At 40.0% G+C, this 14,333-nt stretch carries 13 protein-coding genes, 1 pseudogene and 1 riboswitch; of the genes and pseudogenes, 9 read left to right on the top strand and 5 right to left on the bottom strand.

The genetic code is table 11. The annotated features are described in order from the left end of the window. Positions 1–28: 28 nt before the first annotated feature. The 5 genes from H9X84_RS11175 to H9X84_RS11155 all read right to left on the bottom strand — a co-directional run bounded on the left by H9X84_RS11175 (position 29) and on the right by H9X84_RS11155 (position 6,396). On the bottom strand, positions 29–2,170 hold the full coding sequence (locus H9X84_RS11175; RefSeq protein WP_205134401.1) for a hypothetical protein: 2,142 nt from the start codon (positions 2,168–2,170) through the stop codon (positions 29–31). A 21-nt stretch (positions 2,171–2,191) separates the two neighbouring features. Continuing rightward, on the bottom strand, positions 2,192–3,652 hold the full coding sequence (locus tag H9X84_RS11170) for a CotH kinase family protein (RefSeq protein ID WP_205134402.1): 1,461 nt from the start codon (positions 3,650–3,652) through the stop codon (positions 2,192–2,194). A gap of 26 nt (positions 3,653–3,678) precedes the next feature. Beyond that, positions 3,679–4,374, bottom strand: coding sequence for a DUF4956 domain-containing protein (locus H9X84_RS11165; protein WP_205134403.1), 696 nt, complete (start codon positions 4,372–4,374; stop codon positions 3,679–3,681). A 19-nt stretch (positions 4,375–4,393) separates the two neighbouring features. Further along, on the bottom strand, positions 4,394–5,089 hold the full coding sequence (locus H9X84_RS11160; RefSeq protein ID WP_205134404.1) for a polyphosphate polymerase domain-containing protein: 696 nt from the start codon (positions 5,087–5,089) through the stop codon (positions 4,394–4,396). Between the two features lie 57 nt (positions 5,090–5,146). Then, positions 5,147–5,233: riboswitch (cyclic di-GMP riboswitch) on the bottom strand. Then, on the bottom strand, positions 5,233–6,396 hold the full coding sequence (locus H9X84_RS11155) for a GGDEF domain-containing protein (protein WP_205134405.1): 1,164 nt from the start codon (positions 6,394–6,396) through the stop codon (positions 5,233–5,235). (Overlaps the previous riboswitch by 1 nt.) A 1,279-nt stretch (positions 6,397–7,675) precedes the next feature. On the opposite strand from H9X84_RS11155, the pseudogene H9X84_RS13480 reads away from it, so the two are divergent. From H9X84_RS13480 to H9X84_RS11120, 9 genes and pseudogenes are all read left to right on the top strand, one after another. Beyond that, positions 7,676–7,849: pseudogene (locus H9X84_RS13480) on the top strand (helix-turn-helix domain-containing protein); the annotation flags it as partial. A 9-nt stretch (positions 7,850–7,858) separates the two neighbouring features. Then, positions 7,859–8,338: a hypothetical protein gene (locus tag H9X84_RS11150; RefSeq protein WP_243423747.1), complete on the top strand. Its 480-nt coding sequence runs from the start codon at positions 7,859–7,861 to the stop codon at positions 8,336–8,338. A gap of 225 nt (positions 8,339–8,563) precedes the next feature. After that, positions 8,564–8,965 (top strand): hypothetical protein, encoded by a 402-nt coding sequence (locus H9X84_RS11145; RefSeq protein ID WP_205134407.1) that lies wholly within the window; start codon positions 8,564–8,566, stop codon positions 8,963–8,965. Positions 8,966–9,220: 255 nt separating this feature from the next. Beyond that, positions 9,221–9,886 (top strand): hypothetical protein, encoded by a 666-nt coding sequence (locus tag H9X84_RS11140; RefSeq protein WP_205134408.1) that lies wholly within the window; start codon positions 9,221–9,223, stop codon positions 9,884–9,886. A gap of 538 nt (positions 9,887–10,424) precedes the next feature. Then, complete coding sequence (locus H9X84_RS11135; RefSeq protein WP_205134409.1) at positions 10,425–11,243, top strand: restriction endonuclease; 819 nt, start codon at positions 10,425–10,427, stop codon at positions 11,241–11,243. Positions 11,244–11,391: 148 nt separating this feature from the next. Beyond that, positions 11,392–12,447, top strand: coding sequence for a DNA sulfur modification protein DndB (dndB, locus tag H9X84_RS11130; RefSeq protein WP_205134410.1), 1,056 nt, complete (start codon positions 11,392–11,394; stop codon positions 12,445–12,447). Beyond that, complete coding sequence (locus H9X84_RS13135; RefSeq protein ID WP_243423748.1) at positions 12,444–13,229, top strand: phosphoadenosine phosphosulfate reductase family protein; 786 nt, start codon at positions 12,444–12,446, stop codon at positions 13,227–13,229. The genes dndB and H9X84_RS13135 overlap by 4 nt, the downstream gene beginning before the upstream one ends. Before the next feature lie 203 nt (positions 13,230–13,432). Next, positions 13,433–13,810 (top strand): hypothetical protein, encoded by a 378-nt coding sequence (locus tag H9X84_RS13130; RefSeq protein ID WP_243424981.1) that lies wholly within the window; start codon positions 13,433–13,435, stop codon positions 13,808–13,810. After that, positions 13,807–14,250: an AAA family ATPase gene (locus H9X84_RS11120; protein WP_205134411.1), complete on the top strand. Its 444-nt coding sequence runs from the start codon at positions 13,807–13,809 to the stop codon at positions 14,248–14,250. The genes H9X84_RS13130 and H9X84_RS11120 overlap by 4 nt, the downstream gene beginning before the upstream one ends. Positions 14,251–14,333: the final 83 nt, after the last annotated feature.

Below are 14,333 nucleotides of genomic sequence, written 5' to 3'. Positions count from 1 at the left end.
GGAAAATCCCCCCTTCCCCGTTCTGCGCTTATGTTGGATGCGCGGTCCAATATTCTTTCAGCTCATAATAAGACTGTTTCAATCTTTCGTGATACGTTACCTCTTTCCCCCAGCCTTCCAGAGCAAAGGCTTCCATGGGAATACGATACTCTTCATACTCCTGACTGGATATTCCCACATACATTTCTTCAATCTGGATGAATTCCACGCCGTACTTCTCGTAATAGTCGTCATGTACCATCATCTCCGACGGATTCCCGAAATTCAGCAGCTGCCACGGCAACTTCAGTTCGATATAATTTCCCGCGAAAATGAAGTCCGCCAGGGAATTAAAGTCCTCCGCCTCCGGATTGGCGTTGCCATAGGTCAGGACACCCGTTTCATAGACCTCCGCGGTGGATTCCCAGTCGCCTGAAAGCAGCGGTGTCGCCGTCTGCAACATCAGCATGATTGGCTTAAATACCGGGGTATCCGGGTCCACCGGGTTCAAATGCGCATCCTCGTCCTCCGTTTCATGCAGGAACATCGCCCGCATTACTTCGTAGCGCTCCTGTACCAGAACACGGCTGTTTTCCTTTCCATCAATGACAATAAGGAAATCGCTGGCCTGCGAAAAAGAAATATCATAGTTTTCACAATAGGTGCTGCCTGTTTTCGGCGTAATATCTACCGGCAAATACAGCACATCCTCCTCCGACGAAAAATCCTCTTTCTTAATCAGGAAATAAATAAATTTCTCATCATATTTCATAGAAAGGGACATAACCTTGTATTCCGCCACGAGATCGCTTTCTTCCCATTCGGAAATATCGCCGTCTACATAGCAGACACTTTCTTCCTCTCCCGGATCGAAGGAAAGCAGTCCAAAATACTGCTCATTGGTCTGGTAATCGCTCCAGTAAGGCGTATTCAGCAGATCCACCGCATGCATGGTGTTCCATGTTCTTTTGAACCACTCGTCCTGCCAGGTAAATACACAGCTGCCGGCACAGCCCGCCGCCATGATATCCTCGTAACATTCAATCAGCGCTTCTCCCTGTTCATCCTCCGACATATGACCTTGATTCCTGCCGGTATTATAGTCCCGCTGGGCCATGCCCCGGCCCGTAGAAACACCGTATTCAGAAATCACTACCGGAATGGTATGATGCGCCGTTAAACGCGTCAAATATTCCAGATAGGTATTGATCTCCCCATCCTCCGTTACTGGAAAGGTTTCCTTTCCCGGCACATAATTCAAATAGTCCGGATAATAGGGATACACATGGTAGGAAGCGAAATGACCCGACAGGAACTGATCTGTCGTAGCGATATGTTCCACATCCACCTTTGCGCATTTCATGAAGTATAGTGTAACATCTTCCGGATAATCAAAAGGGTCTGTGGTCGGCCAGTTGGAAAAAGCCACCAGTCTTTGCTGCTTATACCGATTTGTTTCATACTCAATAATCTTGTCACCCACCTCGCATAGCATCGCCTCAAAGGGAGATGCCTCGGGCGTTGTATACATATAGGTGCCGATGTACTGATTCCGATCGGGATACTTATGGTCTGTATAAACAACCGTCACGTCCTCCCACTCTACCCCCAGAATGTAGCCGATGACCCATGGGGAAACATCACTTCTGTATGAACCGGAACCAATGCCGTACCCCAGATTCAGATTCTTTTTGCCATGAAGGATATCCACCACTGTGCGGCAGTCATCCAAAAGAGTTTGCCGGAAATCATCATCATAGGCATCCCGGTGGGAATTCTGAACATAGTCGTTGACCCAAACCCCATGAATTAAATACAGCGGATCTTCCCGTCCCTGATTATACTCATAAAAGGCGTCGTAAAAATCATTATGAAGAATGGTATATACACGAATGGTATTGGCTCCCATCTCCTGAATCCAGGCAAACCATCGCAGATAGGTCTCCTTGTCAATGGCATAGTCCGTTGCCCATTCCCCGGGAATCCCGACACCCAGATTGACGCCTCTGATTTCAAAAGGCTCTGTTTTCCCATCCTTCGTCATATAAATGGTATCCTCGTCTGTCGTCATAAAGGTGGTGACAGGCGCGTCGGGATTCAGATCAATATAGATGCCAAAGCGATAGAACGCCGTATAAACAGCGTAAAACATCAATACCACAATGCAGGCGGCAATGATAAATCGTTTCAATGCGCCTTCCCTCCTTCTCTGTTAGTGATTAAATTTCTTATTTTTGGATTCATGTCCGTACTGTTTGAGAATTTCAATATTTTCATCCATCCAGGCGCCCCGCTCGGCGATAAAATCCTTGATCTGCTGTATGGCTTCTTCGTGTGAGTTGGGGTTTCTCTCATCCGGAGAGATCATATAGTCATCAAAGGTATATCCCCATACCTCAAAATTTCGATCAATGGCGTCTCCCAGATAAGCCACAATATCATCTATATACTGATTCAGATACTCGTCACTGAGATACGTCTGCCGCAGTTCCTGGTATCTTTCAATCATTCTCTCAATAAACCGCTCGTCCTTCATGAGCATATAATACCAGGTGCAGTATTGTGTCTCAAAGTGCTGCGGGTCCATAAGTGTATGTGAATAGTTGTCGCAGGAAGAGTTAAAATCCCAGATTACCATTCTGTATTTTCCGCCGATATCCTTATACAGATATGTAGACAGCCATCCGGCGTCATAATTGACCGTAAATTCGTTAATAAGGAAATAATCAATAAAGGATTGTACATCTATGTCGTGCTGGTATCCATAATCGGATGTATCATAATCATAGGAATACAAACTCTTTTCAAAGTCGGAAAAGTCCTGTTCTATGGCTTCTACCAATTCTGGTGTTAAAGAACCGGTACGCGGATACTGGATATTGATTTTCTGAAGATTCCGATAAGAATAATTGGTAAATGTTGTAATATTACGTATTTCAGCATGACTTCCGCGGTCCTGCCGCAGTACATAACCGGTAATGGTTGTATTTTCCACCGGTTCCGAAATGTCTACCCGGCAGTCCTCCCCATTGGTAATGGTCTCTGTCATCACATAAAGGCCCTGATATTCTCCGTTTAAGATGACCTCACAGAATCTTACGTTTGGCGCATAGTCCATAAATTCCGCCGTAATGTTGTACCACATATAGTTTCGGATCAAAGATTTATCCAGATACGGTCCATGCATGGCCCATTCATAATGCGGTGCCATTCCCATCATTTCCTCGCTGCGGTACGTCCCGTCCTCCTCAATCAGACGCACCAGATAGCTGCTCTTGTCAAAATAGCGGGATGAATTTCCTCGAACACGGATCATGATCTCACTTTCCAGATCTGGCTCATCGGAAGGATGATGATTGGTGCTTTCGTCGCTGATGACAGAAATCCTGGCACGGAGCATTTCCTCGCCTGCAGAAGTGGTCGTATATCCCACTTCCGCCCCGGTCTCGTCCCGAATCGGCAGCCCTGGAATCACTTCCTGTGTTTCAATAAGGACCAAAGGAAGATGGGTACACAATTCGGTGCCGTCACAGTCACATCCCGCGTCCGGCTGTCTGGATTCCAAATGCTGATGGTATCGGTTGGATTCGCTTTCACTGTCCAAGGCCATGACGCCGATGGACATGCAAACCATAACGATTGCAGCGCAAATACCAAAAATGGAATATTTCATAGTTCACCGCCTTCCTTTTCGTCCGTTTAACTGCTGACCTCGTCATTCTGCATTACAAGATTGCAGTATTCAATATCGCCTAAAGTATACAGCGCTTCTGTAATGCTGGATTTATTTCCTTTGGTGGATGCCGCTTTCTGTGCCTTTTCCAGAGTGCGCTTGCTGATTTCATAAATAAATTCAGAACTGCTGTCTGTGGTATTTTTTACCCGCAGCACCGCTTTTCTGGAAAAATACTGAAATATCATCGCTTCCACACGTTCCTCATTAACACGGGAAGTACGGATAATCAGCAGCATTCTGTTGTCGTTTTTGATTCGCCCGAAAATCAGCAGAATCAGGAATGTGGCCGCGCTGCCTATGGCCGCCACAGGAAAATCCCCGACGCCGCAGCAAATACCGGTTACAATGGTCCAGAAAATATAAATGGTATCTCTGGAGTCCTTGATAGCCGTTCTGAAACGAACGATGGACAGCGCGCCTACCATACCGAGGGATAACGCGATATTGTTGCCTATAACGATCATAACCGTTGTGGTAATCACCGTCAGCGCCATTAGAGAAACATTGAATTTTTTGCTGTAAATGCTTCCCTCATGGGAAAGCATATAGGAGATATAAATAAACAGCGCGATCACAAAGGATACGCCCATACGAAGGGCGATGGTCTTTAGATCTAACTGCCCGGAATTTTCAAACATCTCCAATATGATTTGCTTCATAACATACACCTCTTCTTTTTTATAAACTGAATTTTAAACTTGCGCTTCTTGCCAGACAATATTTGCTGACTGACAAGGATGATTTATTGGCCTCATTGACCAGATTCTTGATATAAGTAAGCAAAAACCCGTTATACTTCACTTCCAGTACACAATGGAAGGCATCCAGAACAGGATACATATTCAGATTCGGAGAAAACAGACGCAGATCTGTTTCCGTGGCCCGGATATCGTGGTCAAAGGTGATCCGGATTTTATTCTCCTTTGCGATATACGCTTTTCGCCTGTATTCCACAATGGTTTTTGGACGATAGCACTGCATATGCATTACGCCGAAGCACTCCTGCGCAAAGGGGTCCTCGTATTTCAGCAGACAGCCGTAATTGCCCCGGTTCAGCTCCATGGCATCCTCCCGGCTTACCCGCAGGGAACGTTTCTTTTGAAAATCCCCTTCTTTCTGCTTCATTTCCAACATGGCAAAATCTGCCGCCGGATCATAAATCCGCAGGCGGATCTTCCTGCGCAGTTCCAGCCCGTTGATCTTGTCTTCATAATCCTTGTCATTGACCGTATCGAAATATAACGAACGTATCGAATAGCCGTGGATTCCGTTATGGGCATCCTGTATCATGACCGGGTCCAGCTCCCATGACAGACGCTTCATATCCACCATAGTCATGAAATATTTCTTTTCCTGGCGGTATACCTCATTCATGTAAATTCCTCCAATAAAAAAGCTGCAAAAACTTTTCGGTTACTTTTTCCAAAATGTTCTTGCAGCCTGACAATCATAGCCTATTACAGCCGTAGACTCATAGCTTTGCGTCGCCGTTTTTCAGCGGTTTTGCCAAATATATTTTATTGTCTCTGATGCAAAAGCTTCTCCGAAAGATCGCATTTGAGCTGATTCTTGCCATTGTTCTTTGCGTCATACAGCGCTTTGTCCGCTCTTTCATAAAGCTGCGCATAGGAACATTCGTTACAGGAGGCGGCAGATAACCCAATACTGCATTGCGGTTTGATCTCCCGATCCTGCCACTTGATACTAGCGATCTCAGAAAGCACCTCTTTTGCGTAATCACAGAATTCCTCAATGTCCTTCGTCACATAGAGAACGATGAACTCATCCCCGCCAAGACGACCGACTCTGGCGCCTTTTGGCGCCTTCTGACGCATCAGATCCGCCATTTTCTTCAGGACATAATCGCCCACCGGATGCCCATACTGGTCATTGATGTTTTTAAAATCATCCACATCCATAATCATCATGCCCAGGACTTCTTCCTGCTCCAGTTCCTGCAGCTTTCTGTCCCCATAATGTTCAATGGACGCTCTGTTGTACAGGCCCGTAAAAAGATCCATGCGGCTTTCCTTTTCCAGCAGAGTAATCCTTTCCCTGACCTCTGTTACATCAGCTAAAATCCCAATGCCCAGCAACGGCTCGTTTCTGTTATCCTTCTGTGTGATAATACGTGCCTCAAACCAACGTTCCTCTCCCGTTTTGACAGGAAAATGCAGATCCCGCTTCTGGAAATTGACGCCTTTTTTCACGTTATCCATACATTCATATAACAGAACCTTCTGGTCATCGCTGATTAGCTCCAGCTTATCCACAAAATCCGCAAACGGCGCTATAGTAGCCGGATAATCGAAATAGTCATTGATCTCTTTGGAAAAATAGATGCAGTCTTTTTGAATATCCCATTCAAAGGTAATATATCCAGCCTTTTCCCGAATCAGCTCATACTGCTCCGGGGAAAGATTCTTCGGAATATTCAGCCATTTGAATTTGATATCATCCACAATTTTTATCTGAGAGATTTCAAATAAAATGTCTTTGTATCTGGCCAGATAGATCGCCACACATAATACGGCTGAAAAAGAAAAACTCCAGACAGCCCCCAACATTGGAATGCTGCGCAGATACAAAACAAAAATCAGGTAACTCAGAATCATGTTGCTCAAAGCATATATGGGCTTGAATGCCAGCATCGCGGAAAAAATCGCATACGCTGTCATCATGGAAATGCATGCGAATTTTGCTCCAGGACCTGAAATCATAATATCATAAATATTATAAAAGGTATACCAGAATAAAAATATACTGCTGGTCACCATATAAAAACCATGCCTCAGCCGCGTTGTCATTTTTCTTTTAATATCCACAACAAGAAAAAAAATGCTGTACAGGAATAAGGCAATATAAAAGCCAAAATAAATCCGATCCTGCACCATTGACATTCTCAGGCCCGAAAACGCCGCCATCGCGATGATATGAATCACCTGTACGATCGCCGAAAATACAGCCCATGTGCGCAATATGGTTCGATTGATTAAAGTCGATTTATCTAAAATATCCGTCTCAGATACATTTGTTCTAAACAAAGTGCTCATAGGCAAACCACCCCTTAAAGCTTCCATGATATTTCAAAATTTGAGGATTTTAAAATACCATACCCCCCTCAAACTTACCATTTTTTGCGTTAAAAGAGCCTTTATGTTTTGATGTGTGAGATTTTATTATTTGAAATAAATTTACTTTATCTACTTTTTTATAGTAACGTAGCGGAGAAAAAAGTCAATTCTTTTTGGCTATATCGCCTTATTTCATTCACAAATCACGATTTGTTTGCAGAAAAAAACAGTATATGCCCTCCTAAAGATAGCATACCATCACAAAACAGAACAAATTCACTCTTTTCAAAGCGAATTCATTTATGTATTTATTCCAGTGCATCATCTGTGTTTCTATATTTTTCCATACCAAATTCCCTGTTATTTTCCCGCATTGTTGAAAAAACATACACGAATTGCAACATTACCTAGTACAAAAAACTTTAATCCGGATTATTGAGATCAAAGTAAAATTCTGCGTCTGCCATAGTGTATAGACAACCTCGTAGTCTCCCTCCGGGATTACGGAAACAAAGCAGTCCCCAGCGACAACATCCATAGACATATCCGCATTATTTAAAATCATATTTTAAGAAAGAAATCCCGAAAGATTTCGAGTCTTTTGGGGTGAAGGTTTTCCAGTGTTTTTTAGTTCTTGTTTGTGTTAACAAGTGATGACGCAAAGCCTTGAAAACACTGGGTTTCATAGCAGAAAGCAAGAAAAATTCAGGCTTTTGTCCAGCCAGAGAAAAAAGCAGGTTTTGTGTTGGTTTGTTAGCATTTTGTTAGCAAATATCAGTGTCATTATCATCTGTCTTAGGTCAAAAGGCCACACAGAAAGAGGAAAATTTCTCTCTGTGTGGTCTTATTCTGTCTGGAGGAATGTTTATGAAATTAACACGACCTTTTGGATGTCCTCTTTTCCCCAGAATTGACTGCCCTTGAAAAATTGGTTTACTGCGTTTTATGCGCCTTTTCTGATAACAATACCCGCTCCTGCTACCCTTCTTATAACACCATAGCAGAGAAAGTTGGCTGTTCCAAAAAGACCGCTATACAGTGTGTCGCTTCGCTGTGTGAAAAAGGCTGGATGCAGAAAATAGAACAACGGACAAAGAAAGGCGGACATCGGAGTAATTTGTATTTTCTTGTCCTGTCACCAGAAAAACAACACCTTTACCCTAGCCACAGAAAACCGGAATCCCCTTCTCCATCGGAGGAATCGGAATCTCTTTCTGATGACGAATCGTATTGGGGTTATGCAGAACGGTTGGAAGATGTTAAAAATAGAATTGAATATGATTACTTTGCGAAACATATGCCGGATCAGCTATATATGGTGGATTTTCTTTGCCAGTGTATCCCAGAGCTTTATGATACTTCTTTCCCTGAAGACAGAAAACTGCTGAACAAAATCAGCAGTCTGGATATTATCGGATTTTTGCACTATACAGCTGGTCGGAATTATTCTGGAGTGAAAAATATGAAGGCTTATTTGAAAACCATGTTTCTGGAATATCTACGGAACGAACAGCTGCTTTTGGCAACAGCAGTTCCACCCAAGATATGATAGATAGAGATAGATACATGGGTATAGTTCTTTAACTATAGTTTGGGTGAATGGACGAAACAAGAGAGGTGAATGTGGGAAACAAGGTGGTGAAACCAATACACCCTAGTGAGGACTTGAAGAAACCAGAAAGACATATTTTCAATTCGAATATATGGACGGTCATTCCCTGCAATGATATACTTTTCATAGATACTGCCCTATGAAAATAACGAGGTGAATCCCATGGATGCAAAGGAAAAAATTAATACCATATTGTGTGACGCATTATCCGACTGCGCAAACCTTGTTGGCGGAAACAGCTTTTTGCTCCGAAAAGTCCATTCTAAATTGCCTACCGAAGCAGTTCATATGAATATTGAAAATGGAGATTTTCTGCTGGTTAGTCAACTGCTGAATGCCATCGGAAATATACTGCAATTTAATGAGGAAAATCAGGTATGTACTGCTGTTGTCGGTTCTGGATTTGCAAATATGAATCCTGCCCTTGTTGTGGCAATGATGGAAAATCAGACACTCTACCTTGCTGCCTATGCCAAAGAAGGACTGATTAAACAGCACACAGCGGAAAAGGCGTTGAAAAATATCGTTGATTCTTTGCAAGCGTTGGAACAGGAATCTGAGTGATACTGTTGGTGCAGAAAATTTGAGTATGATATGTCCTTGTGCTATCATTTCTTACGTACTAGCTGACAGAAAATAAGGGAGAACCCCTTTATTTTAGGAGTTTCCCCTTTCCTATTCAAGTGTTATCACAATATAGCGAATAACTTTTTATCTGAATGATAAAAACACCACTTAATATTCAGAAATGAAATATACAAATCAATATTATGTACACTATTTTAGTTCAAATTAAAATTATTTTAGGAGGACGAGACAATGGAATATATCCCATCTATTATACAAGCGGTTGCTGCAATAATAAGTTCTGCATTAGGCGCATTTATTGCTGCCGGTTACATTAGTAAAATTTTTAAAACCAATCTTAGCCCTTTGTTTCGCACATATTCAGATAACAGGCACGATGCTCACAAAATAATGAGAACAGCTAAGAATAGCATATATATTGTTGCTGCCGTTGGTGATCAATTTTTAGAAAAATATGAAAAGCATATTGAGAAATATTTAAAAAAAAGCCTATCTATACGGTTCCTTTTACAAACAAAAAAGCAATTTTATGAATTAGAGCAGTACATTAATGCCAATAACGAGTTTGACAAACAATATTATAAACAGGTAAGAGAAAAATCGCTAAATACACTAAAAAACCTTAAATCAAAATTTTCCAATCAAGTTGAAATAAAAGAATTCAATTCCTTCTTCTCTGCATCATATATTGGCATTGATATAGAGCAAGATCTTGTAACTATGCAATTTCCTGTACATGCAATCATTCAAGTTATGCTTTATCAGTATGGAGTAACTGCAGAAAAAAGTCCAATAACCTACTTTTCTCTTAATTATAATCAAGATTTATTTGAAAGCACCGCCAATTCTATATTAGAAATGTGGAATGATGGAACATATATAATTATAGATAACTAATATGAACTTAGTTATAAAAATATTACATATATAAACTCCCCTACGAACTCCCCAATAGATGTATAATTGACTTATTTTACAGTACTCCATCCAAAAATGTTAGATAGCTTTCTAAAAAATAACAAGATAATACCAAAAGGCAAATCTTTGGACAAGAATAACTTGAACCAAAATTAATGACATTCTATAGACTTTAAGTAATATTAAGAATATCATGACCTTTCTTGATATCAATCATAATTTAACCCTAAACCGGAAAATTCTGGTTTATCCAAAACGATGCGTGTTAGAAACATGCTCCACTCTTCACAAAAGTTCTTAAATAAGTGGTTGATTCTAGATGAGCCATACCACAAAATGGAATAATTGCATGAAACTGCTGCAAACAATATGTTACACGGTTGCATCCTATTATGAATTGTTACTCTAAGATGTTCAACTTAAACAAAGCATATTGGAAGATTGAATTCTTGAATAGAATGGTGTAAACTGATTACATAAAACTAAGACATTTTTTACATATACAGGAGAGTTGGATATGACTATCGTTGAAGCAATAAAAACAGTACTATATCAAGCACCTGACGGACTAACATCTAAGGAAATTTATGATGAAATCGTGAAGCAAAAACTTTATTGCTTTGGCGCTAAAAATCCGCTGGAGGTAGTAAACAACCAAATCCGTAGAAGATGTGTGGGACTTGACTTTCCTACAGCATATCCAGTTAAAGTATTTAGGATAGTTGGGCACTGTGGAAACAAAAATAAATTTGCTCTATATGACGAATCCATTCCTCAAGAAAAAGAGCAGTCTTCTAAAACTACAAAGAATGTTACTGAGGAACTGCCGGAAGAGCGTATAGGTGCAGCATTAGAAGAACATCTTACTTCCATAAAACAGCAAGTTTTAGATAGCATTTTGAGTAACTCTCCAGATTTTTTTGAGCACCTAGTTCTAGATCTGCTTCTTAAAATGGGGTATGGCTATGGTAAACAAGCGGGTGTCGTAACTGGGCGACCACATGATGGCGGTATCGATGGTATTATCAGTGAAGATAAGTTAGGTTTAGACTTGATTTATATTCAAGCCAAGCGATATTCCCCTAAAAATAAGATTAGTCGAAATGAATTACAATCATTTATCGGAGCCATGGAACATATCCAAAAAGGTGTATTTATCACAACATCGGAGTTCACAAAAGACGCTATACAATTTATGAATAAGCAACAGCAGAAAAATATTAAGCTGATTGATGGCGAATTTTTGGCGGATCTTCTCGTCCGGTATGAAGTAGGTGTGCTTCCAGCTCAGAGCATAAAAATTTATAAAATAGACACAGATTATTTTAATCTCTAATATATTTGATATATTTGAAAACAGAAGTGGAGAAACATTAAATTGATGTTTCTCCACTTCTGTTTCAACGACTGATGACTGAGTATTGACTAAAACCTACCTGAACGCTATACTTACGTATATACTTAAGTATAATTTGGAGGAAAATATGTTCTACAGATTCCCTGCCATGCGAGGTATACAGGCAAATAGCGAATATTTCGTCTGTATGATTCCTCTTGGTATACTTTCAAAAATTTTTATAGAAGAATTCTCTGATGTATTACCTGAATTTCGAGCTCAGCGCAGACTGAATGAGCAGAGAATCCCTGAGATTAGGGACTATATCATTAACAACAGAGATTCATATGTTTTTTCAGCACTTGCCGCATCCGTTGATGGACAGGTTACTTTTTTGCCAACAAAAGATTCAAGCAATATTGGAGAACTGGAAATTGATGTGAGTGCTACTTTTTTAATCAATGATGGTCAACACAGAAAAGCTGCCATTTTAAAAGCTATTGAATTTGATGAAAGTCTAAAGGATGAAACAATTGCTGTAGTTCTCTATCGAGATAAAGGTTTAGTAAGAAGTCAGCAAATGTTTACTGACTTAAATAAACACGCTGTTAATACTTCCAAATCATTGAACACCCTTTATGACTCAAAAGATCCTATGGCTATCATGACAAAGCAAGTTGTTTCTCAAGTACCCTTTCTGCGAAAATATACAGACAAAGAGAAAGACAACCTTGCAAATTATGCAGCTAAGCTTTTTACGTTAAATGTGTTTTACGATGTAAATAAACGTATCATAAAAAATCCAGTCTACATAGAAGAAGAGACCAAGTTTCTTGTTGATTTTTGGGCTACAATCGTAGCAAACATGAAAGACTGGAATGACATGGATAAGGGAGATCTCAGCAAAAAAGATTTACGAGAAACCTATATTTCCATCCGAGGAATTACATTACATGCGTTTGGTAAATTAGGAAACTACTTTTTCTCCCACCCAGAATATGATTTTCATAAAATCTTAACTGGATTATTAAAAATTGATTGGTCCAGAAGCAACTTGGAGTGCTGGGAGAATCGAGCCATCACAGACAAAGGGCGTATCAATCGCAATGAGAAAGGTATTTTTCTAACTTATATTCAAATAAAACGACTATTAAATCTGAAAATTGACAATGACGAAGCATCAAGGGAGAAACAATTATTATGAGCAACACAGATTACCAAGTTTTTGAAGACATCATTCAGGAGATGATGATGGTCTATCGCCATGACAATAGACCATGGCTCATTGGATATAGCGGAGGCAAAGACTCTACCCTTTTAGTTTCATTGGTTTTTCAAGCTGTATCTAGAATTCCAGAAAATGAACGTAACAAAAAAGTCTATGTAATTACTTCAGATACAATGGTAGAAAATCCTATTGTAAAGAAGTACATGCATGAATCTTCAAAGAAAATTTCTGAAGCCTCAAAAAAACAAAACCTCAATATTCAAACAGAGATTATATACCCTGATATTCATCAGACTTTTTGGGCTAGAGTTATCGGATTAGGCTACCCTACGCCAGAGCCACCCGGTTTTAGATGGTGTACAGAGCGTCTTAAAATAAAGCCAATGAACAAATTTGTTGAAGATTGTATCAAAACGAATGGAGAAATCATTATCTTGCTTGGTGTCCGCAAAGCTGAGAGTGCTGCCCGATCACGGAGTATTACAGAAAAGGAAATTGCGGGATACCTATTGAACCCACATAATAATATCAATAATGCCTATGTCTATAATCCATTAACTGAAATCGAAAACAGCTTGGTTTGGGAGTATCTCCTAAAAGATGATGGTATTAGTCCATGGGGAACTAATATGAAACAGCTGTTTTCTCTCTATCAGGGTGAAGACCTCAGTGAAGAACAAAGCGTACTTGGAGAAATAGACGAAAAAAAATACCCATTACAGGGAACTCGCGCTTTGGATGCTGGTGCTGTACATTAGTTAAAGAAGATAAGTCTCTTCAAAGCTTTATTAATAGAGGTTCCGAAGAACTAATACCTCTTCGGGATTTTCGAAATCGGCTAGTTAGTATTCGCCAAGATCCAAATTTCCGAGACACAAAAAGGAGAAATGGAACTGTATATACAAAATCTAATGGAGAAATCGGGTTTGGTCCCTTTACATTAGAAGCCCGCCAAATAATCTTGAAAGAACTATTGGAACTACAGAAAGAAACTGAAATGCAACTTATTACAATTGACGAATTAAAAGTAATCGATGAAATGTGGGATGCTGATGGTGATTTAGAACGTCGCCATCTGGTTGACATCTATTTTGATGTTATGGATGAGCGGCTCCCATGGGATCAATATAAAGTTCCCATGTATCATTCTGAAATTGTTGGAGAAATAGAACGAGTTGCACAAAAATATAATTTAGAACCTGAATTAATGGAAAAGCTCATTGTCTCCGTGGACAAAAATAAGCATTATACACGAAGCAACGCTATCAAAAAAGAAGTTACCAGAATTATTAATCAAGAATGGTTACATCAAGATAGCTTGCCAGAGGGAGAAGCATGAAAATAAAACAACTAACATTGAACAATATCGGCTCTTTTGCTGGGGAGCACACTTTTTTATTTCAAACAAATGATCCACAAAAACAGATTGTGCTAATCGGAGGACGCAACGGTGCCGGTAAGACAACATTATTTGATTCAATTCGTCTATGTTTATATGGGTATAAACTCTACGGTTATCGACAAAACAGTCAGACTTACACTAGCAAAATTAAGCGTCTTATTAATGATAAAGTAAAGACTACATCTCCAGCTACAGCTGGGATTGCCCTGCAAATTCTTATTGAAGATGGTTATGCGAATAGCATCTTTGAAATTAACCGAGAGTGGACATTAAGCGGAAATGCTCTGAAAGAAAATTTGTGTGTATATAAAGACGGTGATTTGCTTTCAACAGAACAAATACAGGACTTTGATGGGAGTATCCCAAAGTTTGTGTAAACCTTCAAACTGATGTAAGATAAACTTATCAGTTTGGAGGTTTATTTTATGGCAAGAAAAAAAGATACACCACAAAAAGCTGC

The organism is Anaerotignum lactatifermentans, assembly GCF_016902535.1.
GTDB classification, from domain to species: Bacteria; Bacillota; Clostridia; order Lachnospirales; family Anaerotignaceae; genus Anaerotignum; species Anaerotignum lactatifermentans_A.
The sequence above is the reverse complement of the archived record's forward strand: the minus strand, read 5'-3'. Positions and strand labels throughout refer to the sequence as shown.